This is a genomic window from Roseateles violae (assembly GCF_030410485.1).
Classification (GTDB): domain Bacteria; phylum Pseudomonadota; class Gammaproteobacteria; order Burkholderiales; family Burkholderiaceae_C; genus Roseateles_D; species Roseateles_D violae.
On record NZ_JAUHHC010000003.1, the window covers coordinates 793219 to 816469 of the forward strand.

Sequence of the window (23251 nt, forward strand, 5' to 3'; positions counted from 1 at the left end):
GGCTTGCTTACTTCTTGGCCGTGGCCTTCTTGCCGGCGGCGGTCGGGTTTTCCGACATCAGGCGGTTCGGATCGCTCTTGCCCAGGAAGGCGGCGTATTGCGCGTCGGTGCAGTCCAGCGTCTTGCCGGCCTGGGCCTCGCCCTTGTACTGGCCTTGCGAGTAGACGAAGTGGTACTCGTTGCCACCCTTGGCGGATTCGAGCTTGGCCATGTGCTGGGCCGCGCATTCGGCGCGCAGCGCGCCCATTTCGCCATCGGCGGTGGCGGCAAAGCTGGCGGCGGTCAGCGGGGCCAGGATCAGGGCAAGGAGTGCGCGCTTCATGGAGAGAGCCTTTGCTTGATAAGAGAGAGATGAAGTGAACGAAGCCGGTACAGCAGGCGATGAAAACGGTGCTTAGCTTAGCGGCGCGGCCGCCGCCGCGCTCCCCGCGACCGGGGGAGTCGAGGTGTGAAATACCTCACGAATCGACCTCGGGTCTTCCCTTGTCGAAAGCGCGCCACCCCGTTCGTCGTCTCACCAAGGGGCTTTGCTGTTCCGGATGGCCCGCCCCGAATCCAAACCTTCGTCAGCGATACAGGAGACTTCCATGCGATTCATGATTCTGGTCAAGGCCACGGCCGATTCCGAGGCGGGCGTGATGCCCAGCGAGCAGTTGCTGGCCGCGATGGGCGCCTATAACGAGGAGCTGGTCAAGGCCGGCGTGATGCAGGCCGGCGAGGGCCTGCACCCCAGCAGCAAGGGCGCGCGCGTGCGCTTCTCGGGCGCCGAGCGCCAGGTGGTCGACGGGCCTTTTGCCGAGACCAAGGAGCTGGTGGCCGGCTTCTGGATCTGGAACGTGAAATCGCTCGAGGAGGCGATCGCCTGGGTCAGGCGTTGCCCGAACCCGATGCCGGGCGACTCCGAGATCGAGATCCGCCGCATCTTCGAAGCCGAGGACTTCGGGCCCGAGTTCACGCCCGAGCTGCGCGAGCAGGAGGAGCGGCTGCGCGCGCAGATCGCTGTTGCACCGGTGCCCCCGGCCCGCGGCGCCATCCCCTATCTGGTCATCAAGGACGCGGCCGCGGCCATCGCCTTCTATCAGCAGGTCTTCGGCGCCGAGCAGCTGCTGCGCCTCGATGCGCCGGACGGCAAGCCCATGCATGCCGAGCTGCGGGTCGGTCCGGCCAGCTTCATGCTGACCGAGGAGCGGCCCGAGTACGGCGCGCTGAGCCCGCTGACCATCGGCGGCTCGGCGACGACCAGCACGCTTTATGTGCCGGATGCCGATGCCGTCTTCGGCGCCGCCCTGGCCGCCGGCGCGCAGCAGCTGATGCCGGTGATGGACCAGTTCTGGGGCGACCGCAGCGGCGCCCTCAGCGACCCCTTCGGCCACAAATGGATGATCGCGACGCACAAGGAGGAGCCCAGCGAGGACGAGCTGCGGCGGCGCCTGGCGGCGATGATGGCCGGCATGCCGAACGTCCGCCACTAAAGGCTCAGCGCGGCGCGAGGAACTGCCCGCGCGCCGCCTCGGTGATCGCGACGACGCAGGGGTGGGTGATGCGGCGCTCGACCGAGATCGCGAAGAACTCCTCAACCAGCTCGGCCGTGCGGCCCAGCACCTCGACGCCATACTGCTCGCAGGTCTCGGCCTCCAGCACGGCCGGCGACATGAAGACGCCGCGGCCCTCGGCGCCGAAGGCCTTCAGGAGCGCCGCGTCGTCGAACTCGCCGATCAGCCGCGGCCGCACGCCCTGCTCGGCCAGCCAGATGTCCAGGCGCTGGCGCATCGCCGAGCCGGCGCCCTGCACCAGCATCGGCGCACCATCCAGGCATTGGGGGAAGTCCCCGCTCAGCTGCTTCTTCAAGCCCGGCGCGGCGAAGAAGCTCATTGCCGTCATGCCCAGCGCATGGCTGAAGGCCTTGACGCTGAGCTTGCGGCCCATCGGCTCGTCGGCGATGACCAGGTCGAGCCGGTGCACGGAGAGCTGCGCCAGCAGATCCTGCAGCTTGCCCTCGTGGCAGATCAGGCGCACCGCCTGCGGGCCGTCCAGGGCCGGCTCGAGCAGGCGGTAGGCGATGGACTTGGGCACCTGGTCGGCGATGCCGACGCGGAAGTCCAGCACCTCGGCGCCCTCGCGGCCACGGCCGATCGCCGCCTCCAGCTCCGCGCTGAGCGCGAAGATCTGCTCGGCATAGGCCAGCGCGACGCGGCCGTCCTCGGTCAGCTCCAGGCGCCGCCCGCTTTTCTTGAACAGCGCGCAGCCCAGCCGGTCCTCGAGCAGCTTGATCTGGGTGGACAGGGTCTGCGGCGTCGTGTGCAATTGCTCGCCGGCTCGCATCACCCCGCCGGCCTTGGCCGTCGCCCAGAAATAGTACAGATGCTTGAAGTTCATTACTTCCGTTTCATCGAAGTCATGCTTCTAAAAGAACTACTTTACGCGAAGTATTCAACCACCTAAGAATGCGACAACTATGGAATTCCTTCTAGATCCCAATGTCTGGGTCGCGTTCGCGATGCTCACTGCACTCGAGATCGTCCTGGGCGTCGACAACATCATCTTCATCTCCATCCTGGTCGGCCGCCTGCCGCCGGCGCAGCGCGACATGGCGCGGCGCCTGGGCCTGGGCTTCGCGATGCTGTCGCGCCTGGCCCTGCTGTTCTCGCTGAGTTGGGTGATGGGCCTGACCAGCGATCTGTTCAGCGTCGCCGACCAGGGCTTCAGCGGGCGCGATCTGGTGCTGCTCTTGGGTGGCTTGTTCCTGCTCTACAAGGCCTCGCACGAGATCTTCGTCGAGGTCGAGGCCAAGGAGCTGGACGGCCCGCCGCCCAGCGACCCGGTCGCGCTGAAGGCCGCCGGTCGCAAGGCCTTGATCGGCGTGATCGGCCAGATCGCCATCATCGACATCGTCTTCTCGCTCGACTCGGTGATCACCGCCGTCGGCATGGTCGACCAGATCGGCGTGATGGTGGCCGCGGTGATCGCCTCGGTCGGCGTGATGCTGTTCGCCGCCAAGCCGATCGGCGAGTTCGTCGATGCCCACCCCTCGGTCAAGGTGCTGGCCCTGGCCTTCCTGGTGATGGTGGGCATGGCGCTGACCGGCGAGGCTTTCGATATGCACATCCCCAAGGGCTATATCTACGTCGCGATGGCCTTCTCGCTGGGCGTCGAGGCCCTCAATATCCGCGCCCGCGGCAAGCGCCAGGCGCTCATCCAGCAATCCGCAACCACCAAGGAGTCCGCATGAACAGCAACGTTCAGAGCTATCAATACGGCGGCTACGCGACCCCCAGCGCCGCCGAACGCAACCGCACGCTGCGCAACACCTACTGGCTGCTCGCGCTGTCGATGGTGCCGACGGTGCTGGGCGCCTGGATCGGCGTCGCCACCGGCATCGGCCGCGCGATGTCGCCGGGCATCGGCGCCATCGTCTTCCTGGCCGGCGCCTTCGGCTTCATGTTCGCGATCGAGAAGACCAAGAACTCGGCCGCCGGCGTGCCGGTGCTGCTGGCCTTCACCTTCTTCATGGGCCTGATGCTGGCGCGCCTGATCGGCGCCGTGCTGGGCCTCTCCAATGGCGCCGCGCTGATCATGACGGCCTTTGCCGGCACCGGCGCGATCTTCCTCGGCATGGCCTCGCTGTCCAGTGTCATCAAGCGCGACCTGAGCGCGATGGGCAAGTGGCTGTTCATCGGCGCGATCCTGCTGATGGTGGCCGGCATCGCCAACATCTTCCTGCAGTCCAGCGCGCTGATGATCACCCTGATGGTGCTGGCGATCGGCATCTTCTCGGCCTTCATCCTGCACGACCTGAAGCGCGTGCAGGACGGCCTGGAGACCAATTACATCTCGGCCACCCTGGGCGTCTACCTGAGCCTGTACAACGTGTTCCAGTCGCTGCTGTCGCTGCTGGGCATCTTTGGCGGCCGTGACGAGTAAGCACGCAGGAAGCGCAAGCTAGTCCCTCCCCCGTGGCAACGGGGCCTCGACCCTCGATCGGCAGCCCCGATCGAGGGCTTTTTTCTTTTCAGCCGGCTTTCTTGCCGGCGCCCAGATAGGTCTCGATCACCCGGGGATCGCGCGCCAGTTCGGACGCCGGGCCTTCCAGCCCGATCTCGCCGGTCTCCAGCACATAGCCGTAGTCGGCCACCTCCAGCGCCGCGCGCGCGTTCTGCTCGATCAGGAGGATGGACACGCCGGTCTCGCGCAGGCGCGCGACGATGCGGAAGATCTCCTTCACGATCAGCGGCGCCAGGCCCAGGCTGGGCTCGTCCAGCATCAGCACCTTGGGCTGGGCCATCAAGGCGCGGCCGACGGCCAGCATCTGTCGCTCGCCGCCGGAGAGCGTGCCCGACAGCTGCTCGCGCCGCTCCTTCAGGCGCGGGAACAGCGCGTAGACCTTGTCCAGGCCCTCGCGCCAGTCGCGCTGGCCCAGGCGCATCGGCCGGAAGCCGCCCAGCACCAGGTTGTCCTCGACGCTCATGGTCGTGAACAGCTCGCGTTTCTCCGGCACCAGGGCCAGGCCCTTCATCACCCGCTGCTCCAGGCTCAGCGCCGAGATGTCCTCGCCGTCGAACAGCACGCTGCCGCGGCTGGGCAGCACGCCCATCAGGGCGTTCAAGGTCGTGCTTTTTCCCGCGCCGTTGGGGCCGATGACGGTGACGACGCTGCCCTGCGGCAGGCGCAGGTTCAGGCCGCTCAGCACCTCGGCGCGGCCGTAGCCGGCGTGCAGATCGCTCACATGCAGAAGATCGCTCATCGAATCAGTGCTCCGTGCCGAGATAGGCCGCCATCACCTGCGGGCTGGCCTGGACGAGCTCGGGCGTGCCCTCGATCAGCTTGGTGCCGAACTCCATCACGACGATGCGGTCGGTCAGCCCCATGACGAACTCCATATCGTGCTCGACCAAGAGGATGCTCATGCCCTCGTGTTTAAGCTGGCGCAGCACCTCGGCCAGCGCCTGCTTCTCCTTGAAGCGCAGGCCGGCGGCCGGTTCGTCGAGCAGCAGCATGGCCGGGTCGGTGCAGAGGGCCCGGGCGATCTCCATCAGGCGCTGCGGGCCCAGGGCCAGATTGCCGGCCAGCTCGTGCATCTGCGCGGCCATGCCGATGCGCGTCAGCTGCGCCTCGGCCTCCTTGAACAGGCGGCGCTCCTCCTCGCGGTCCAGGCGCAGCATCGCGCGCGCCGCGCCGTTGCCGGAGCGCAGATAGCCGCCCAGCGCCACGTTCTCCAGCACCGTCATGTCGGCGATCATCTTGACGTGCTGGAAGGTGCGCGACATGCCGCGCCGTGCGATCTCGCGCGAGGCCAGCCCGCCGACCGGCTGGCCGCGGAACGTCACGCGGCCGCTGGTCAGCGACAGCACGCCCGAGACCAGATTGAAGGTGGTCGACTTGCCGGCGCCGTTGGGCCCGATCAGGCCGACGATCTCGCCGGCGCGGATCTGGAAGCTCACGTCGTTGACGGCGACCAGGCCGCCGAAGGTCTTCCTCACCTTGTCCACGTCCAGCAGCAGCTCGCCCGGCTGCGGCTTGTCACGCGCGGCCAGCGGCGCCGCATCGGCCCAGTCGCGCGTGCGCGGCCGGGCCGGAAACCAGCGCGCGCTGGCGGCGACGACATAAGGCCACAGGCCCTTGGGCGCGTACTTGATGATCAGCACCAGCACGATGCCCAGCACGATGATCTCGTAGTTGCCGCTGCCGCCCAGCAGGGCCGGCAGCAGCTCCTTCAGCTGGTCCTCGATGATTTTGAACACGCCGGCGCCGACGAAGGCGCCCCAGACGGTACCGACGCCGCCGACCACGGCCATGAACAGGTATTCGATGCCCATCTTCAGGCCGAAGGGGCTCGGATTGACGGTGCGCTGGAAATGCGCGAACAGCCAGCCCGAGACCGCGGCCAGCATGGCGGCCAGCACGAAGATCACGACCTTGTAGCGGAAGGTCGAGACGCCCATCGCCTCGGCCATGGTCGTCGCGCCGTTCAGCGCGCGGATGGCGCGGCCCGGCCGCGAGTCCAGCAGGTTGGCCACACCGATCGCCGCCAGCACGGCGATGACCCAGATCAGGTAGTAAAGCGCCCGCCCGTCGGCCAGGCTCAGCCCGAACAGCTGCAGGGCCGGCAGGCCCAGCACGCCGTCGTACTTGCCGAGAAACTCCATATTCGCCGCCGTGTAGTTCAGCGACAGCGCCCAGGCGATCGTCGCTAGCGGCAGGTAGTGGCCCGACATGCGCAGGGTCAGCAGGGCCAGCACCAGCGCGACCACGACCGTGATCGCCAGGCCGGCCGCCAGGCCCAGCCAGGGCGAGAGGCCGTAGCGCGTGCTCAGGAGCGCGGTCGTGTAGGCGCCCAGGCCGACAAAGGCCGCCTGGCCGAAGGAGGTCAGGCCGCCGACGCCGGTCAAGAGCACCAGGCCCAGCGAGACCAGGGCGAACATGCCGATGTAGTTCAGCTGGGTGATCCAGAACTCCGGCACCGGCAGCAGCGGCAGCACGAAGAGCAGGGCCAGGCCGGCGGCGGGGATTGCTTTGCGGATGTCCATCGTGTCGCTCTCGATCAATGCTCTTCGGAATGCGGATCGCGCAGCGAGCGCCACAGCAGCACCGGCAGGATCGAGGTGAAGACGATGACCTCCTTGAAGGAGGAGGCCCAGAAGGAACTGAAGGACTCCAGCACGCCGACCAGCAGCGCGCCCAAAGCGGCGCCCGGATAGCTGGCCAGGCCAGCAAAGACGGCGGCGACGAAGCCCTTCAGGCCGATCAGGAAGCCGCTGTCGTAGACGATGGTCGTGGTCGGGCTGATCAGCACGCCCGACAGCGCGCCGATGAAGGCCGCCATCATGAAGGACAGTTTGCCGGCGCCGGTGCTGGAGATGCCCATCAGCCGCGCGCCCAACCGGTTCACCGCGGTCGCGCGCAAGGCCTTGCCGTAGAGGCTCTTTTCGAAGAACAGCCACAGCATGACGATCAGCGCGGCCGAGGCCAGGAGCATGATCACCGTCTGGCCCGAGAACAGCAGCGGGCCGAGGTTGAAGCTGGCATCCCAGAAGCTCGGATTGCGCGAGCCCTCGGCACCGAAGAACACCAGGCCCAGGCCGGTCAGCGCGAAGTGCACGCCGACCGACACAATCAGCAGCACCAGCACCGAGGCATCGGCCAGCGACTGGTAGGCCAGGCGGTAGACCAGCGGGCCCATCGCGGTGACCACGGCCAGGGTCAGCAGCACCTGCACCAGCAGCGGCAGCTTCTGCGGCGCGGCCCACAGCGCGACCAGGCCGATCGCGACCGGCAGCGCGGCGGCGCGCAGCACCGGCCCCAGCACCTGGCCGGCCGACTGGCCGGCGCGCAGGCCGGCGACCAGGTCCAGCAGCGCGACCAGCGCCGCCATCAGCAGCAGGAAGACGATGGTGCCCGGCGTATGGCCCAGCTGCAGGCCGGCCAGGGTCAGCGCGCCGAAGGCCACGAACTCGCCCTGCGGGATGAAGATCACCCGGGTGACGGTGAACACGAGGACGGTGGCCAGGCCGAGAAGGGCATAGATCGCCCCGTTGGTGACGCCGTCCAGCATCAGGATGCTGGCAATCGAGAAATCCATGGAAGACAGGCTCCGGACCGGTGTGCGGGCAACTCTACTCAAAAGACTCAGGGTTTCCGTCAGTACAGGGCCGCATTGACAAATCTCAATTTCGTCCGACCAGTCGGTCGAAATTGCTTTTTTGGCCGGATAGACTGCCGGGCAGTCCATTCGCGTCCACGCCCATGCCCGGCCTTCCCCCACTACTCCAGATCGACCGCGGCACCGCCCGCATCACCCTGCGCCGTCCGCGGCTGGCGAACCGGCTCGAGATCGACGATCTGCAGACCTTGCGCGAGCAGCTCGACGAGGTGAACCGGCGCGAGGCGGTGCGCGTGCTGCTGCTGGCCGCCGAGGGCAGGCATTTCTGCAGCGGCTTCAATATTGGCGCGGTGCCTGGCGTCGACGCCGGCGCGCTGTTCGAGCAGTTGGCCAATGACTGGGAGGCCGCCCGGCCGGTCACCGTCGCGGTCATCCACGGCGGCGTCTATGGCGGCGCCACCGATCTGGCCCTGGCTTGCGATTTCCGCCTGGGCCTGCCCGGCTGCCAGATGTTCGTGCCGGCCGCGCGCCTGGGCCTGCATTTCTACCGCGGCGGCATGGAACGCTATGTGTCGCGCCTGGGCCTGGCCTGGGCCAAGCGCGTGCTGCTGGCCGGCGAAACCCTGGACGGCCAGCAGATGCTCGATTGCGGCTTTCTCGACCGGCTGCTGCCGGACCAGCCGGCCCTGGACGAGGCCACCGAGGCGCTGCTGGCCCAGCTGCAGGCGATGGCACCGCTGGCGCTCCTGGGCATGAAGAAGCATCTGAACGCGATCGCCCGCGGCACGCTCGACGCCACCGCGCTGCAGGCGGATCTGGACCGCGCCAACGCGTCCGACGACCTGGCCGAGGGCGTCGCCGCCTGGGCCGCCAAGCGCCCGCCTCGCTTCCAGGGTCGCTAGCCGAGGCCTCGAATCCGGGGGCTTTGCCTAGGCCGGAGCCCGGCTCGAATGAGGGACAATAGGGGAGCCGCTCTCTGGCCGGCGCTCCGATCGAGGAAAATCGGGGTTCCGCAAGCCGCGGCGAGCTCTCATAAATTCACTATCAGGACCAGCGTGGCCAAAGACAGTACTAAGACGACCATCGAAGCCGATGGTCTGCGCTACCGATCTAAAGCACCGGGCTCGCCCTTCGCGGCGACCTCTTCGTTTGGTGCCGCAACGATGTCGTGTTTTCTGTGCGGCAAGCATCGCCCGCGCGCGATGCTGAAGTCCAAGAAGCTGCTGGGCAAGTCCCAGCCGGTCTGCGCGCCCTCCTGCAAGGAACTCGACGAGCAGTTGGGCAAGTAAGCCCGCTCCCTCGACCCGTCAAGCCTGACGGAAGCAGCGCCCGCAGACCGAACGGTAGCGGGCGTTGCCGCCGATCTCGACCTGCGCGCCCTCGGTGACCTTGCGGTTGTTGGCATCGACCCGCATATTCATCGTCGCCTTGCGGCCGCAGTCGCAGATCGTCTTCATCTCGTCCATCTCGTCGGCCAGCGCCAAGAGCGTCGCCGAGCCGGTGAACAGCTCGCCCTGGAAATCGGTGCGCAGCCCATAGCAGATCACCGGCACATTGTGGATATGGGCCAGCTCGTGCAGGGACCAGACCTGGCGCTTCGTCAGGAACTGTGCCTCGTCGACCAGAAAGCAGGCCACGCCCGGCCGCTCGGCATTCAGCGCCAGGAAATCGGTCTCGGCCGTGAAGGACTCGGCCGCACGCTGCGGGCCCAGCCGCGAGGTGATCAGCCCATGCCCATAGCGATCGTCGACGGCCGCGGTGAACAGCCGCACCTGGTGGCCGCGCTCCTCGTAGTTGTGCGCCACCTGCAGCAGCGCGGTGGACTTGCCGGCATTCATCGCCGCGTATCGGAAAAACAGTTTGGCCATAGGGCGCGGATTGTCCCAGCAATGCGCGCCGCCGCCCGGTCACGCCGCTAAGGGTTCATCCCTGACGTTTTTGTGCGCAGACCCCGGGCAAGCGAGATGTCGCGCCGCCGCCGCCGCCCCTAATATGGGCTGGAGGGATGAGAAACGCGCGTCGTCGGCCCGCAAGCGGCGGCGCGGCATCGAGGCTGCCGGCGCCCCTCGCGCCAGGCGGCCGGATCCGTAGACCGGCACAAGAATGAGCAAAGACACCTTCACCAGCGTCAGCCAGGACGGCTTGCGCTATGAGTCCAAGCTGGGCGGCTCGCCCTTTCTGGGCAGCGGCCACACCCGCTCCTGCTTCAAGTGCGGCAAGCACCGCCCGCCCAGCAGCCTGCAATCGAAGCGCGTGCTGGGCCGCACCGAGGTCGTCTGCAAGCCGGCCTGCCCGCCCAAGGCGGCCGAGGTCTAAAACCGCTGCTCGCTCAGCCCGACACCGGCGCCAGCATATTGGCGTCGCGGGCGATCTGCCAGCGGCCCGTGGCCTTGGACAGCACGGTCAGCGTATGGCCGGCGCGTTCCATCGTCGCGCCGCCCGGCGGCGTGACCCGCACGCGCAGCCGCGTCCAGATGAAGGCCCAGGGCAGCGCGAGCTGGATCTCGGCGATCTCGCTGTGGCCGTCTATGGTCGGCGCGCCGGCGCCCGCCTGCGCGCGCGACAGGCGCGCGAACTCCGCCTTGTCCATCGGCCCGCGGCTGGCCATCAGGAAGACCGCGTCCTCGGCCACCAGCGCCAGCACCTCCTCGACCCGGCCGGCGCGCGTTGCCGCCATCCATTGATCGAGCAGCGCGCGGATCTGCGCCTCCTCGTCCCGCTGCGTCTCGTCCATCGCGCCTCCTGCCTTAGTCAGTAGCTGATGCGGAAGCGCTGGCCCTTGTAGACCAGCACGGCGCCGCGCAGTCGGATCTGCTCCAGCCGCAGCTGCGGCGTGATGTGGTCGCCCTCGCGGTAGAGCTGGCCATTGATGATCAGCATGCTGCCGGACGGCTGGTCGGCCACCATCGCGCCGCCGGCCTGCAGCGCCGGCAGCTCGCCGCGCAAGGGCTGCGGCAATTCGCTGGCCAGCGGCAGCGGGCGCTCCGCGACGGCGGCAGTGGCGACGCTGGCGGCACTGGCGGCGACACTGGCCACCGGTGCGGCCGGCACGGCGGCGCTGGCCAGCGGCGGCGGATCCACCCGCACCAGCGCCACCGGGCTCGGCGGCGGCGGCTGGACGAGCGGCAGCGGCGGCGGCGCCGCGGCGACCGTCCCCGCCGGCGCGGGGCTTGGCTGGGACTCCTGCCCTTTCAGGACCAGAAAGCCGACGGCGGCGGCAAGCAGCAGGCCAGCGCCCAGCAGGGCCGGCCCGCGCAGGCCGCGGCCGGCCGGCGCCAGCAGGCCCGCTTCGGCCGCCTCGGCCCCGGCCAGCGGCTGGCTGTGCAGCCTGGGCACGCTGCCGCGTTCGCGTTCGGATTCGGCGCGCCGCAGCGCATCGAGGATGTAGGACATGGGCTCTCGCTAGCGCTGCGGCGCGGCCGCGGCGATCTCGTCCGCCAGCGGCCGCAGCCGGGGTTCGTCGATGCCGACCGCGCGGTTCAGCTGCATCAGGGTGATCGGGCCGGCGACGCCGTCGCTGCGCAGGCCCTGCGCACGCTGGAAGGCGGCGATGCGGGTCGAGCGCTCGGCGGCCGGCTCGGCCGCCTTGTCGAGCTGGCGGTCCAGCCATTGCAGGCCCGGCTCGTCCAGGCCCTTGCCCATCTGCGCGCCCGGCGGCGCGCGCCACAGGGTCGCGAACTCGCCGCGCCATTGCCGACCCAGCGCCAGCAGGGCGATGCGCTGCTCGCGCCCGCCGGCGCGCACGATCGCATCTCGCTCGCCGAGTCCCAGCAGCAGCACATAGGCGCCGGCGCCGCTAGCCTCCTGCAGACGCAGGATGGCCGGCCGGCCGAGCAGGCGCAGCAGGGCCAGGCCGTCGTCGCTGCGGAAGCATTGCAGCTGCCGCCGCGCCAGCTGCGCGCAGGGTTCGCCGGCGCCGAGCTCGGGCAGCTGCCAGAGCGAGGCCAGCTCGCGCCAGGCGGCCGCCTCGTCGGGCAGGGCCAGGGCTATGGTCGTGATCGTTTCCGGTTCGGCGAGCGGCGCTGTGGGCGGTGGCGCGGCGGCTGCTGAGCTGGCAACGGTTGCGGTCGGCTGCGAGGCCGCGACGGCCAGCAGCGGCGCCGGCGGCGCGGCGGCAGGCCGCCCGCCATCCAGCGAGCGCAGGCCCAGCGCGGCGACGGCCGCGGCCGCCAGCAGGCCGGCCGTGCCGAATGCCCAGGCGCGCGGCGAGCCCAGCGCCGGGCGCGGTGCCTCGTCGAAGACCTCGGCGGCCGCCTGGCTCAAGGTCGCCGGGTCGACCTGGCGGCGGCCGCGCGAATAGGCGCCCAGCAGCGCGCGGTCGCAGAGCAGATTGATGCGCCGCGGCACGCCGCGCGACAGGCGGTGGATACGGCGCATGGCGCCGCGGTCGAAGGGCAGCGAGCCCTCGGCGCCGGCGATCTCGAGCCGGTGCCGCACATAGTGGGCGGTCTCGGCCAGCGACAGCGCCGGCAGATGAAAGCGCGCGATGACCCGCTGCGCCAGTTGCTCCAGCTCCGGCCGGGCCAGCATCTGGCGCAGCTCCGGCTGGCCGATGAGCACGATCTGCAAGAGCTTGCGCTCGCTGGTCTCCAGATTGGTCAAGAGGCGCAGCTGCTCCAGCACCTCGGCCGAGAGGTTCTGCGCCTCGTCGATGATCAGCACATTGTTGCGGCCGGCCGCATGGCTTTGCAGCAGGAAGGCATTGAGCGGATCGAGAAAGCGCTTGACCGTGTCGCCACCCGGGGGCGCCGGCGGCAGCACAACGTGGAACTCGTCGCAGATCGTCTGCAGCAGCTCGTGGACGGTCAGCTTCGGATTGAAGACATAGGCGACATTGCAGTTCTCGGGCACCTGCTCGAGAAAGCAGCGGCAGACCGTCGTCTTGCCGGCGCCGATCTCGCCGGTGAGCAGCACGAAGCCGCCGCCGCCCTGCAGGCCATAGAGCAGGTGCGCCAGCGCATCGCGATGCCGCTCGCTCATGAACAGATAGCGCGGGTCCGGCGCGATCGCGAACGGCTCCTGTTGCAGGCCGAAGAATTTTGCGTACATGGAGACCGGATCGTAATCGCTCAATCGCCGGCCAGCGCCTGCAGCTCCAGCGCCCGCAATTCGAGCGCATTCGGCAGGGCCGCGCCCTGCGCCGTGTTGTCGAAGATGCACCAGTGCTCGGCCGCGGCCGGCCAGCGCCGCAGCTCGGCCAGGCGCTGTGCCAGCCAGTCCCGCGTGTAGGGCGAGCGGTAGAGCTGCGGCGAGCCATGCCAGCGCCAGTAGAGCAGCGCGCCGCGGCCCGCGCCGGCGGGGCCGAGCCAGCCGCCCGGCTGCGCCGCGGATGGCCGCCGCGCCGGATCGGCCCCGGCACGTGCGATGCGCCAGTCGGCCAGCGCCGCATCGGCCGCCGGCGTGTCGAACCAGCTGGCATGACGCGGCTCGCAGACGATGGCGGCCGGCGTGCGCGCCGCGAGGCGCTCGAAGAAGGGCCGCTGAGCCCGCGCATCGAAGGCCAGCGAGGGCGGCAGCTGGACCAGGATCACGGCCAGCTTCCCGCCCAGCTCGGCGGTCTCGCCAAGAAAGCGCTGCAGCGCCTCTTCGCCCGCCTCGCCCAACCGCGCCTCGTGCGTGATCGTGCGCGGCAGCTTGACCGCGAAGCGGAAGTCCGGCGGCGTCAGCGCCGCCCAGCGCGCGTAGGTGGCCGGCTGGTGCGGCCGGTAAAAGGAGCTGTTGATCTCCACGCAGTTCAGCACCCGCGCATAGCGCTGCAGCTGATGGCCGTCGCCCGGGAACAGCGCCGCCGGATCGCGGTTCAGTGACCAGCCTGCCGTACCGATGCGCATGGCCCGGACGGGCAAGCCGGATGCCGGCTCAATCCGTCCCGCGCTCGGCCGCGATCAGCCGCTCCAGCAGGCGGCGCGCATGGATGCCGCCGGCGTCGATGTTCAGGTTCATCAGCTTGCGCCCGGGCCAGGCCGCCAGATTGCGCTGCTGGCGCTCCAGCATCTCCAGATCCTCGGCGAAGATCCTGGCCTGGCCGGCGCGGATGCTTTCGGTCAGCGCCGCATCCTCGGGCTTGAACTTGCGCGCCATGCCCCAGAAGTACCAGATCGAGCCCTCGCTCTCCGGCGTGATGAAGTCGACCACGATGCTGGCGGCCTTGTGCTCGGGCGCCGCCTCATGGCCGCCGCGGCCGGCCAAGGCAACGCCGACCTCGATCAACACCTGGCTGGGCGGCGTGAAGCGGCAGATCTGCCAGCGGTCGACCGGCTGGTCCTCCGGCAGGCCCATGCCGCGCAAGGCCATGCGCCAGAACGGCGGCGCCTGGATGCCGTTCATGAAACGCGCGGTGATTACCTCGTCGCCTTCGACCCGCGTCTTCGGATGCGCCTCGTCGATCTCCTTCTGGCCGATGCTGTCCGCATGGACATAGGTCTCGTGCGTCAGGTCCATCAGGTTGTCGATCATCAGCCGGTAGTCGCAGGCGATGCGGTAGAGCCCGCCGCCATAGGCCCAGTCGGGGCTGTCGGCCCAGGGCAGCGCAGGGATGCGCGCCGGCTCGGCCAGCGCCGCCTCGCCGGGCCAGACCCAGACGAAGCCATGGCGCTCGACGACCGGATAGGCGCGGATCGCCGGGAAGCGCTCGACATGCTGGCCCGGCATGGCCAGCGCCTTGCCGGCACAGCCCATCTCGAGCCCGTGGTAGCCGCATCGCAGCCGGCCATCGATCACGCGGCCCAAGGACAGCGGCGCGCCGCGGTGCGGGCAGAAATCCTCCAGCGCCGCGACCTGGCCCCCGGGCCCGCGAAAGAACACCATCGCTTCGCCGCAGATGCGCCGGCCCAGCGGCTTCGCGCCGACCAGCTCGTCCGGCGTGCAGGCGACGTACCAGGCGTTCTTCGGGAAGCTGCTCGTCATGACTGCAGTTGCTGCTCCAGCTGATGCAGCACCTGGTAGCAGGGCAGCACCTGGGCGATGCTGGCATTGGGCTCGCGGCCCTCGCGGATCGCGGCGATGAACTCGCGGTCCTGCAGCTCGATGCCGTTCATCGACACGTCGACCTGCGAGACGTCGATCTTCTCCTCCTTGCCGTTGAACAGATCGTCGTAGCGGGCGATATAGGTGCCGCTGTCGCCGATGTAGCGGAAGAAGGTGCCCAGCGGTCCGTCATTGTTGAAGGACAGGCTCAAGGTGCAGATCGCGCCATTGGCCGCCTTCAGCTGGATGGACATGTCCATCGCGATGCCCAAGGTCGGGTGGATCGGCCCCTGGATCGCGTTGGCCTTCACCACCGGGCTGCCGCACTGGTAGGCGAACAGGTCCACCGTGTGCGCCGCGTGATGCCAGAGCAGATGATCGGTCCAGCTGCGCGGCTGGCCCAGCGCGTTCATATTCGTGCGGCGGAAAAAGAAGGTCTGCACGTCCATCTGCTGGATGTTGAACTCGCCGGCCGCGATTTTTTTGTGTACCCATTGATGGCTGGGGTTGAAGCGCCGCGTGTGGCCGCACATCGCGACCAAGCCGGTCTGCTGCTGGACGCGCAGCACCTGCTCGCCGTCGGCCAGCACATCGCACAGCGGGATCTCGACCTGCACATGCTTGCCGGCCCGCAGGCAGGCGATCGCCTGGCTCGCATGCAACTGTGTCGGCGTGCACAGGATCACCGCGTCAACCTCGGGCCGGGCCAGGCTGTCGGCCAGCTCGGTCGTCACATGGCCGATGCCGTACCTGGCAGCGACCTCTTTCGTCTTGTCCAGCTCGCGGCCGACCAGGGACACGAGCTCGACGCCGGCGATGTTCTTCAGCCCGTCCAGATGTTTGATGCCGAAGGCGCCGGCGCCGGCCAGCGCGAGCTTGATCGTCTTGTCGCTCATGGGTTCTCCAGGATCAGATGGCCGACCGCCGTGTTCGAGGCGGGCACATGGTAGAAGCGGTGGCGCACGCGCGGCGCCGGCCCGCCCGCCACATCGGCCATCGCGCCGCGCGCGATCAGCCACATCACCAGCTCGATGCCCTCGGAGCCGGCCTCGCGCACATAGTCGATATGCGGCACGGCCGCGGCCGCCGCCGGCTCGGCAATCAGCTTGTCCAGCCAGGCCTGGTCCCATTCGCGGTTGATCAGGCCGGCGCGCGGGCCCTGCAGCTGGTGCGTCATGCCACCGGTGCCCCAGATCTGCACGTTCAGATCCTCGTCGAAGGACTCGACCGCGCGGCGTATCGCCTGGCCCAGCGCGAAGCAGCGCCGGCCCGAGGGCACCGGGTACTGGACGACATTGACGGCAAAGGGGATCACCTTGAACGGCCAGGCCTCGGGCTGGCCGCACATCAGCGACAGCGGCACGGTCAGGCCATGGTCGACATCGAGCTTGTTGGCGATGGTCAGGTCGAAGTCGTCCTGGATCACCGACTGCGTGATGTGGGCGGCCAGTTCCGGATGGCCGATCACCGGCGGCACCGGCCGCGGGCCCCAGCCCTCGTCGGCCGGCTCGAAGCGCTCGGCGCAGCCGATCGCAAAGGTCGGGATCAGGTCCAGGCTGAAGCTGGTCGCATGGTCGTTGTAGACCAGGAAGACGAGGTCGGGCCGGTTCTCTGCCAGCCACTGCTTGGAGAACTCGTAGCCGCGGAACAGCGGCTGCCAGTAGGGTTCGGCGCTCTTGCCGAGGTCGATCGCCGCGCCGATGGCCGGCACATGCGAGGTGTAGACGGAGGCGGTGATGCGGGCCATCTCAGCGCTTTCTTCCCTGCGGCTGGCGATGCGCCTGCGCATCGCCGTCCTCGCCGACGAAGCGGTTGCCCTCGATGCTGCGGCCGCCGGCCAGCATCATCTGCAGGTACTCCTCCTGCGTCATGCCGGTCATCGTCGCGGCCATGTACTGGAAGCTCCTGCCGTCGGTGGCGCCGATCTTGGCGAGGAAATAGATATTGCCGCCGAGTTGAATGCAGCGGTTCAGGTCGCGCGCCAGCACCGCCTGCTTCTGTTCCTCGCTCATCGCCCATTCGTCCAGATAGGCGCGCTCATCGGCCTTGAAGCGCTCGCGGTTCTCGGCCTTCATCAAGGACATGCAGAACTGGTTCAGGTGATAGCCGCGCCGCGCCTGCTCGGCGTCGAAGATCGTCGTGCCGGGGATGTCGAGATAGGGTTTGTCGAGTGCCACGTCAGCATTCCTCAGGCCAATAAAGCCGCATCGGATTGTCGACCAGCAGTTTGCGCTGAAGTTCCGCCGTGCGTGCGATCCGGGGAATGAAGTCGACCAGCAGACCGTCGTCCGGCATATGGCCCTTCAGGTTCGGATGCGGCCAGTCCGTGCCCCAGAGCACGCGGTCTGGGAACTCCTCGACGACGCGGCGGGCAAAGGGCACGACGTCGCGGTAGGCCTGCTGCTCGCCGTCCAGCGCCGGTGGCCCGGACAGCGACAGGCGCTCGGGGCAGCTGACCTTGCTCCAGACATTCGCGTGCTCGCGCATGAAGCGCAGAAACAGCGCGAACTCGGGGCCGTCCAGCGGCTTCGTCACATCGGGCCGACCCATATGGTCGACGACCACGGTCGTCGGCAAGGCGCTGAAGAAGTCCCACAGTTCGGGCAGGTCGACCGCCTCGAAGTAGATGACCACATGCCAGCCCAGCCGGGCGATGCGGCCGGCGATCTCCAGCAGCTCGTCCTTGGGCGTGAAGTCGACCAGTCGACGCACGAAGTTGAAGCGCACGCCGCGCACGCCGGCCGCGTGCAGGCCCTGTAGCTCGGCGTCGGAGACCGAGCGGCGCACCGTCGCGACGCCGCGCGCGCGGCCCTCCGAATGCACCAGCGCATCGACCAGCGCGCGGTTGTCGGCGCCATGGCAGGTCGCCTGCACGATCACATTGCGCGCGAAGCCCAGATGATCGCGCAGCGCGAACAGCTGCGCCTTGCTGGCGTCGCAGGGCGTGTACTTGCGCTCCGGCGCATAGGGGAACTCGTCGCCGGGGCCGAACACATGGCAATGCGCATCGACGGCGCCGGCGGGCACGACAAAGCGCGGCTTGCTCGGGTCGGCATACCAGTCCAGCCAGCCGGGGGTCTTGGTGAACGTCATATCAATTGTCCGTGGCGGTGTTCGGGCCGAGCGCCGGGCCGCTCCCAAGCCGGCCCGCGCTGGCGACGTGCTTGCCGGTCGCCGGCCACAGCACCGCCGTCCCCTCGGGGGACCGGCCAAGGTACTCCTTGGACGAGGGGACGTTTCATCTCAGTCGATATAGCGCAGGCCGGCCTTCTCCAGCGGCTCGCGCATCTTGTACATATCCAGGCCCAGCACGCCGGACGCCAGCTTCTCGCGCTTGGCGGATTCAAGGGCCTCACGGGCGGTGGCCGCCTCCAGCGTCTTCGCCGCCAGCGCGCGCGGCACGCAGACGACACCGTCGTCGTCGGCCACGATCACATCGCCCGGCATGACCCAGGCGCCGGCGCAGACGACCGGGATGTTGACCGAGCCCAGGGTCGCCTTGATCGTGCCCTTGGCGCTGATCGCCTTGCTCCAGACCGGGAAGCCCATCTCGCCCAAGGTCTTCACATCGCGCACGCCGGCATCGATGACCAGGGCCCGCGCGCCGCGCGCCATGAAGGAGGTGGCCAGCAGATCACCGAAAAATCCGTCCGTGCAGTCGGCGGTGATCGCGGCGACGACGATGTCGCCGGGGCGTATCTGCTCGGCCGCCACATGCATCATCCAGTTGTCGCCCGGATGCAGCAGCACCGTCACCGCCGTGCCGGAGACCTGGGCGCCGGCGTAGATCGGCCGCATATAGGGCTTCAGCAGGCCCACGCGCCCCATCGCCTCGTGCACCGTCGCCGCGCCGAACTTGGCCAGCGCATCGGCCGTTGCCGCGTCGGTGCGTTCGATATGGCGGTAGACCACCCCGAGTTCGTACATCTCAAAGCCCCTTGCTCTTCAGCTGCGCTTCGAGGCGCGGGAACACGCGGCGGGCGTTGCCCTCGTAGACGAGAAAGCGTTCCTCGTCGCTGAGGTTGGCCGTCGCCTCGATATAGCGCTTGGTGTCGTCGTAATAGTGGCCGGTCTCCGGATCGATGCCGCGCACCGCGCCTATCATCTCGCTGGCGAACAGAATGTTCTTGACCGGGATGACCTTGGTCAGCAGGTCGATGCCCGGCTGGTGGTAGACGCAGGTGTCGAAGAAGATGTTGTTGAGCAGGTGCTCGTCGAGCAGCGGCTTCTTGAGCTCCTGCGCCAGGCCGCGGAAACGCCCCCAGTGGTAGGGCACGGCGCCGCCGCCATGCGGGATCAGGAACTTCAGGGTCGGGAAGTCCTTGAACAGATCGCTGGTCAGGCATTGCATGAAGGCGGTCGTGTCCGCGTTCAGATAATGCGCGCCGGTCGTGTGGAAGCAGCTGTTGCAGCTGGTCGAGACATGGATCATGGCCGGGATCTCGTACTCGACCATCTTCTCGTAGAGCGGGTACCAGTGGCGGTCGGACAGCGGCGGGCTGGTCCAGTGACCGCCCGAGGGGTCGGGGTTCAGATTGATGCCGACATTGCCGTACTGCTCCACGCACTTGACCAGTTCGGGGATGCAGCTCGCCGGAGCTACGCCGGGCGACTGCGGCAGCATCGCCGCCGGCACGAAATGCTCGGGGAACAGCTCGCTGACGCGGTAGCAGAGCTCGTTGCAGATCGCCGCCCAGGCGCTGGAGGTCTGGAAGTCGCCGATGTGATGGGCCATGAAGCTGGCGCGCGGGCTGAAGATGGTCAGGTCGCTGCCGCGCTCACGCATCTTCTTCAGCTGGTTCAACTCGATCGACTCGCGCAGCTCGTCGTCGCTGATCTTCAGGTCGGACGGCCTGGGGGCCTTGGCGGGGTCGGCGAGGCCGGCGATCTGCAGATCGCGCCAGGCGCCCAGCGCGGCCGGCGCGGTCGTGTAATGGCCGTGGACATCGATGATCATGGTGTTCGCTTCTGAGAGGGATTCGGCACGATTGTGGGCAGCGCCCCCCTGCCGGACAAGGTGGGGCCGACGCTAGCTGCTATAGCATCGCGGCATGACCGAATCGACCGCGCCGCGATGAACCTGAAACAGCTCGAGTACTTCATCCGCGTCGCCGAACATGGCAGCTTCAGCAAGGCCGCCCTGCTGCTGGACATCGCCCAGCCGGCGCTGAGCCGCCAGGTGCGCGCGCTGGAGACCGAGCTGCGCGAGGCGCTGTTCCTGCGCAATGGCCGCGGCGTCACCCTGACCGAGGCCGGCGCGCGCCTGCTGGAGCATGGGCAGAACATCCTGCAGATGCTGGCAAACGCACGTGAGGACCTTGGCGCGCAGCGCGACGAGCCGCTGGGCCGGGTCGTCATCGGCATGCCGCCGACCCTGGCGCGCCTGCACACGCTAGCGCTGATCCACACCTTCCACCGCGAGATGCCCAAGGCGCGGTTGTCGGTGATGGAGGGCTTCTCGGTCCACATCACCGAATGGCTGCTGTCCGGCCGCGCCGACCTGGCCCTGGTCTACAACCCGGAGCCGCTGCCGGCGCTGGAGATCGAGCCGCTGGCCGAGGAGCATATGAGCCTGGTCAGCCCCGCGGCCGAGGCGCCGGGCGGGCCGGTCGCCCTGCGCGATCTGCCGCGCTATCCGCTGATCCTGCCGCAGCGCGGCTATATCTTCCGCAAGCTGATGGAGCAGTCGGCGGCAATGGCCGGCGTGCAGCTGAACGTGGCCTGGGAGGTTTCCAGCCTGCCGGTGATCCTCGACCTGGTTGCCGCCGGCATGGGCCATGCGGTGCTCGGCGAGGCGGCAATCCGCCAGTTCCCGCGGCCGGAGAAGCTGGCGCTGACCCGCTTTGCCGGCGTCGACATCAAGAGCACGCTGTGCCTGGTGACGCCGGCGCAGAAGCGGGCGACGCCGCTGATCAAGCGAAGCTCCGAGGTGCTGCGCCGGCTCGTGCTCAATCAGGCTTGATTTTCGCCGCGTTGATCAGCTTCGTGTAGCGCTCGCGCTCGGCGCGCAGATGGACGGCAAAGGCGGCCGCGTCGGCCGGCGTGAGCTCGCCGCCGGCGGCGGCCAGCCGCTCGCGCACCTCGGCCGAGCCGGCCGCCCGCAGCGCCGCGGCGCTCAGCTGGGCCAGCACCGGCTTCGGCGTTGCCGCCGGCGCCATCAGTCCGTACCAGACCGAGGCCTCGAAGCCGGGGAAGCCCGATTCGGCAATCGTCGGCACCTCGGGCAGCAGGCCCGAGCGCCTGGCGCTGAGCGCGGCCAACGGCCGCAGCTTGCCATTGCGGATATGCGGCAGCAGTTCCAGCGCATTCAGCGCCACGACCGGCACCTGGCCGCCGATCACATCGGTCAGCGCCTGTGAACCGCCCTTGTAGGGCACATGCAGCATCGCGATGCCGGCCGCATTGGCAAACAGCTCGACGGCCAGATGCGGGGTCGAGCCATTGCCCGGCGTCGCATAGGCCACCGCATCGGGCTTGGTCTTGGCGGCGGCGATCAGCGCGGCCAGCGTCTTGTACGGCGACTCCGGGTTGACGGCGATCACCACCGGCACGCGGCCGATCAGCGCGACCGGCGCCAGGTCCTTCTCGACGTCGTAGGGCGGCGGCTGGTACAGCGCCATGTTCGCCGTCACCGCATTGGCCGCCATCAGCAGCGTGTGGCCATCGGCCGGCGCGCCGACAACGGCCTTGGCGGCGATATTGCTGCCGGCGCCGGGCCGGTTGTCGACGATCACCGGCTGGCCCAGCTCGGCCTGCAGCTTCTGTCCGATCGCGCGGGCGACCACGTCGACGGCACCGCCGGCCGAATAGCCGACGACGATCTTGATCGGCCCGCTCGGGTAGCTCTGCGCCCAGCTGCTCGGAGTGGCAAGAGCCAGCAGGCCGGCGGCAAGGGCAAGGGTTCTGATGTTCATGCGGTCGTTGCTTGACGAAGTCAGTCTGAAGGCGCGTCCATGCCGTGGCGGCGCTTCAGCGCGCCCTGCTCGGCCGCGCAGAGAAAATCGAGCAGCGCGCGAGCGGCGGCCGGCTGCGTCGAGGCGGCACCGATGGCGCCAATAAAGCGCGTGACGATCTCCAGCCCCGGTGGCATGGGGCCGAGCAGCGCGATGCCGGGCAGCGCCTGCAACTCGCTCAGCTGCTGGAAGCCGATCTCGGCCTCGCCGCCGGCAAGCAGGCTGCCGACCGGCAGGCCCGGCCGCGCCTGCACGAGCCGCGGCGCCAGCGTGGCGGCGAGACCCCAGCGCTCGAACAGGGCCAGCAGCGCATTGCCGCTGGGGCCGGTCGAATAGCCGATGGTGGGCGCCGCCAGCAGGCTCGCGCGCAAGGCATCCTCCGACGACACATCGGGCCGCGGCGCGCCCGCGCGCACCGCGATCGCGACGGCCGAGTCGGCAATCGCACGAGCGCTGCCGGCCAGCAGATGCCCGCCGGCAAGCAGCTTGGCGATCGCGTCGCCGGCCAGCACGACCAGGTCGAAGGCCTCGCCGGCCTGCACCCGCCGCGCGGCATCGACACCGCCGACCGATTCGACGCGGACCTCGATGCCGTGGATATGGCGGTAGGTGCGGGCCAGCTCGGCCAGCAGCTGGCGGGTGGCCATCGAGGAAATGACGGTGAGCGCGACGCTGGGATCGTCCATCGCCGGCATTCTGTCGACGGCCCGCGGTCCGGCCAAGGGCCGCCGGCCGCTAGCTGCTATGCGATCGCGGCATGCCTCACTCGGCCTCGATCTTGGCCGCCTTGATCACCTCGCCCCAGCGCCGGATCTCGGCCGCCAGCAACGCCTGGGCCTGCTCTGGCGACCCGGCCTGCAGCCGCATGCCCAGCTTCTCGAGCTTGCCGGCGACGGCCGGCGCCGCCAGTGCCTCGCGGATCGCCCGGTTGAGTCGCTCGATCACCGCCGGCGGTGTGCCGGCCGGCGCGGCAATCGCGTTCCAGCTGCTGACGTCGTAGCCGGCGATCCCCATCTGCTGCAGCGTCGGCAGCTCGGGCAGGGCCGGGTTGCGCCGCTCGGCCGTCGTCGCCAGCGCGCGGACGACGCCGGCGCTGAGCTGCGGCAGCATCGGCCCGACGATCTCCAGCGCCAGATCGATCTCGCCGCTGCGCAAGCCCATCAGCACGGCCGGCGAGCCCTTGTAGGGCACCGTCAGCAGATCGACGCCGGCGACCGTCTCGAACAGCTTGGCCGCCAGGTGCTGGGTGCTGCCGACGGCGATCGTGCCGATCTTCAGCTGGCCGGGATTGGCCTTCGCGTATTGCATGGCCTGCTGCAGGCTGGCAAAGCGCGAATTCGCCGCGACGAAGAGGCCCAGATCGAAAAAGCCCAGGGTCGAGACCGGCGCCAGGTCTTTCACCGTGTCGTAGGGCAGCTTCTTGAACAGGCCGACGCTGACCGCATGGCCATTGCTCAGCAACAACAGCGTGTGCCCGTCCGGCCGGGCGGCGACCACCGCCTGCGTGGCGACGATGCTGCCGGCGCTGGGCCGGTTGTCGACGACCACCGGCTGGCCGAGGTTTCTGGCCATGCCCTCGGCGACCGCGCGGGCGGTGACGTCGGCAATGCCGCCGGGCGCAAAGGGCACGATCAGGGTGATCGCCCGATCCGGGAAACTCGTGTCGGCGCGGCCCGGGCCGGCCAGCAGCAGCGGCAAGAGCAACGCGGCGAGCATCGATCGCAGCCGGCTCATC

At 69.0% G+C, this 23251-nt stretch carries 26 protein-coding genes and 2 pseudogenes; 8 read left to right on the forward strand and 20 right to left on the reverse strand.

Going from position 1 to position 23251, the window contains the following annotated elements; all coding sequences use genetic code 11:
* Positions 1-7 precede the first annotated feature (7 nt).
* On the reverse strand, positions 8-322 hold the full coding sequence (locus QWJ38_RS14055) for a hypothetical protein (protein WP_290359707.1): 315 nt from the start codon (positions 320-322) through the stop codon (positions 8-10).
* Between the two features lie 265 nt (positions 323-587).
* Between QWJ38_RS14055 and QWJ38_RS14060 the strand changes: the two are divergent.
* Together QWJ38_RS14060 and QWJ38_RS14065 are read left to right on the forward strand one after the other, a co-directional pair.
* Positions 588-998: pseudogene (locus QWJ38_RS14060) on the forward strand (YciI family protein); the annotation flags it as partial.
* Between the two features lie 54 nt (positions 999-1052).
* Positions 1053-1472, forward strand: a pseudogene (locus QWJ38_RS14065) (VOC family protein); the annotation flags it as partial.
* Between the two features lie 4 nt (positions 1473-1476).
* On the opposite strand, the gene nhaR reads toward QWJ38_RS14065, so the two are convergent.
* Positions 1477-2376, reverse strand: coding sequence for a transcriptional activator NhaR (gene nhaR, locus QWJ38_RS14070; protein ID WP_290359708.1), 900 nt, complete (start codon positions 2374-2376; stop codon positions 1477-1479).
* A 79-nt stretch (positions 2377-2455) separates the two neighbouring features.
* On the opposite strand from nhaR, the gene QWJ38_RS14075 reads away from it, so the two are divergent.
* Both QWJ38_RS14075 and QWJ38_RS14080 read left to right on the forward strand, forming a co-directional pair.
* Positions 2456-3229 carry a TerC family protein gene (locus QWJ38_RS14075; protein WP_290359709.1) on the forward strand — a complete coding sequence of 258 codons (774 nt, stop codon included), beginning with the start codon at positions 2456-2458 and terminating at the stop codon, positions 3227-3229.
* Positions 3226-3921: a Bax inhibitor-1/YccA family protein gene (locus QWJ38_RS14080; RefSeq protein WP_290359710.1), complete on the forward strand. Its 696-nt coding sequence runs from the start codon at positions 3226-3228 to the stop codon at positions 3919-3921. Before QWJ38_RS14075 ends, QWJ38_RS14080 begins: the two co-directional genes overlap by 4 nt.
* 88 nt (positions 3922-4009) lie before the next feature.
* Here QWJ38_RS14080 and QWJ38_RS14085 read toward each other — a convergent pair whose 3' ends face one another.
* From QWJ38_RS14085 to QWJ38_RS14095, 3 genes are read right to left on the reverse strand one after another with little or no spacing between them, the layout of a single operon-like run.
* Positions 4010-4741, reverse strand: coding sequence for an ABC transporter ATP-binding protein (locus tag QWJ38_RS14085; RefSeq protein WP_290359711.1), 732 nt, complete (start codon positions 4739-4741; stop codon positions 4010-4012).
* A gap of 4 nt (positions 4742-4745) precedes the next feature.
* On the reverse strand, positions 4746-6524 hold the full coding sequence (locus QWJ38_RS14090; protein ID WP_290359712.1) for a branched-chain amino acid ABC transporter ATP-binding protein/permease: 1779 nt from the start codon (positions 6522-6524) through the stop codon (positions 4746-4748).
* Positions 6525-6538: 14 nt separating this feature from the next.
* Positions 6539-7576, reverse strand: coding sequence for a branched-chain amino acid ABC transporter permease (locus QWJ38_RS14095; protein WP_290359713.1), 1038 nt, complete (start codon positions 7574-7576; stop codon positions 6539-6541).
* Positions 7577-7740: 164 nt separating this feature from the next.
* On the opposite strand from QWJ38_RS14095, the gene QWJ38_RS14100 reads away from it, so the two are divergent.
* Positions 7741-8499 (forward strand): enoyl-CoA hydratase/isomerase family protein, encoded by a 759-nt coding sequence (locus QWJ38_RS14100; protein ID WP_290359714.1) that lies wholly within the window; start codon positions 7741-7743, stop codon positions 8497-8499.
* 153 nt (positions 8500-8652) lie between these two features.
* Positions 8653-8886: a hypothetical protein gene (locus tag QWJ38_RS14105; RefSeq protein ID WP_290359715.1), complete on the forward strand. Its 234-nt coding sequence runs from the start codon at positions 8653-8655 to the stop codon at positions 8884-8886.
* A gap of 18 nt (positions 8887-8904) precedes the next feature.
* On the opposite strand, the gene QWJ38_RS14110 is transcribed toward QWJ38_RS14105, so the two are convergent.
* The gene (locus QWJ38_RS14110) at positions 8905-9465 is read right to left on the reverse strand and encodes a thymidine kinase (protein ID WP_290359716.1); all 561 of its coding nucleotides are present in this window, start codon (positions 9463-9465) and stop codon (positions 8905-8907) included.
* A 235-nt stretch (positions 9466-9700) separates the two neighbouring features.
* Here QWJ38_RS14110 and QWJ38_RS14115 point away from each other — a divergent pair, with 235 nt between their 5' ends.
* Positions 9701-9913, forward strand: a complete 213-nt coding sequence (locus tag QWJ38_RS14115) for a hypothetical protein (protein WP_290359717.1) — start codon at positions 9701-9703, stop codon at positions 9911-9913.
* A gap of 13 nt (positions 9914-9926) precedes the next feature.
* Here QWJ38_RS14115 and QWJ38_RS14120 read toward each other — a convergent pair whose 3' ends face one another.
* From QWJ38_RS14120 to QWJ38_RS14170, 11 genes are all read right to left on the reverse strand, one after another.
* Complete coding sequence (locus QWJ38_RS14120; protein WP_290359718.1) at positions 9927-10331, reverse strand: YybH family protein; 405 nt, start codon at positions 10329-10331, stop codon at positions 9927-9929.
* 17 nt (positions 10332-10348) lie between these two features.
* Positions 10349-10990 carry a general secretion pathway protein GspB gene (locus QWJ38_RS14125; RefSeq protein WP_290359719.1) on the reverse strand — a complete coding sequence of 214 codons (642 nt, stop codon included), beginning with the start codon at positions 10988-10990 and terminating at the stop codon, positions 10349-10351.
* A 9-nt stretch (positions 10991-10999) separates the two neighbouring features.
* Entirely contained in the window at positions 11000-12646 is a 1647-nt protein-coding gene (locus tag QWJ38_RS14130) for an AAA family ATPase (RefSeq protein ID WP_290359720.1), read from the reverse strand.
* A gap of 20 nt (positions 12647-12666) precedes the next feature.
* Entirely contained in the window at positions 12667-13428 is a 762-nt protein-coding gene (locus QWJ38_RS14135) for a DUF72 domain-containing protein (RefSeq protein ID WP_290359721.1), read from the reverse strand.
* A 28-nt stretch (positions 13429-13456) separates the two neighbouring features.
* Positions 13457-14503, reverse strand: coding sequence for an aromatic ring-hydroxylating dioxygenase subunit alpha (locus QWJ38_RS14140; protein ID WP_290359722.1), 1047 nt, complete (start codon positions 14501-14503; stop codon positions 13457-13459).
* The gene (locus tag QWJ38_RS14145) at positions 14500-15459 is read right to left on the reverse strand and encodes a Gfo/Idh/MocA family oxidoreductase (protein ID WP_290359723.1); all 960 of its coding nucleotides are present in this window, start codon (positions 15457-15459) and stop codon (positions 14500-14502) included. Before QWJ38_RS14145 ends, QWJ38_RS14140 begins: the two co-directional genes overlap by 4 nt.
* Positions 15456-16310 carry a class III extradiol dioxygenase subunit beta gene (locus QWJ38_RS14150; RefSeq protein WP_290359724.1) on the reverse strand — a complete coding sequence of 285 codons (855 nt, stop codon included), beginning with the start codon at positions 16308-16310 and terminating at the stop codon, positions 15456-15458. Before QWJ38_RS14150 ends, QWJ38_RS14145 begins: the two co-directional genes overlap by 4 nt.
* Before the next feature lies 1 nt (position 16311).
* Positions 16312-16740, reverse strand: coding sequence for a protocatechuate 4,5-dioxygenase subunit alpha (ligA, locus tag QWJ38_RS14155; RefSeq protein ID WP_290359725.1), 429 nt, complete (start codon positions 16738-16740; stop codon positions 16312-16314).
* A 1-nt stretch (position 16741) separates the two neighbouring features.
* Entirely contained in the window at positions 16742-17656 is a 915-nt protein-coding gene (locus QWJ38_RS14160) for an amidohydrolase family protein (RefSeq protein ID WP_290359726.1), read from the reverse strand.
* A 150-nt stretch (positions 17657-17806) separates the two neighbouring features.
* A complete protein-coding gene (ligK, locus tag QWJ38_RS14165; protein ID WP_290359727.1) occupies positions 17807-18490 on the reverse strand; it encodes a 4-carboxy-4-hydroxy-2-oxoadipate aldolase/oxaloacetate decarboxylase in 684 nt (227 codons plus the stop codon).
* A 1-nt stretch (position 18491) separates the two neighbouring features.
* Entirely contained in the window at positions 18492-19520 is a 1029-nt protein-coding gene (locus tag QWJ38_RS14170; protein WP_290359728.1) for an amidohydrolase family protein, read from the reverse strand.
* A 117-nt stretch (positions 19521-19637) separates the two neighbouring features.
* Between QWJ38_RS14170 and QWJ38_RS14175 the strand changes: the two genes are divergently transcribed.
* Positions 19638-20525 (forward strand): LysR family transcriptional regulator, encoded by an 888-nt coding sequence (locus QWJ38_RS14175; protein ID WP_290359729.1) that lies wholly within the window; start codon positions 19638-19640, stop codon positions 20523-20525.
* Here QWJ38_RS14175 and QWJ38_RS14180 read toward each other — a convergent pair.
* The 3 genes from QWJ38_RS14180 to QWJ38_RS14190 form a co-directional block, all read right to left on the reverse strand.
* Complete coding sequence (locus QWJ38_RS14180) at positions 20512-21477, reverse strand: tripartite tricarboxylate transporter substrate binding protein (protein ID WP_290359730.1); 966 nt, start codon at positions 21475-21477, stop codon at positions 20512-20514. The two genes, QWJ38_RS14175 and QWJ38_RS14180, sit on opposite strands and share 14 nt — an antisense overlap.
* A 20-nt stretch (positions 21478-21497) precedes the next feature.
* The gene (locus QWJ38_RS14185; RefSeq protein ID WP_290359731.1) at positions 21498-22202 is read right to left on the reverse strand and encodes a substrate-binding domain-containing protein; all 705 of its coding nucleotides are present in this window, start codon (positions 22200-22202) and stop codon (positions 21498-21500) included.
* Positions 22203-22278: 76 nt separating this feature from the next.
* Positions 22279-23250: a tripartite tricarboxylate transporter substrate binding protein gene (locus tag QWJ38_RS14190; protein WP_290359732.1), complete on the reverse strand. Its 972-nt coding sequence runs from the start codon at positions 23248-23250 to the stop codon at positions 22279-22281.
* Position 23251 lies beyond the last annotated feature (1 nt).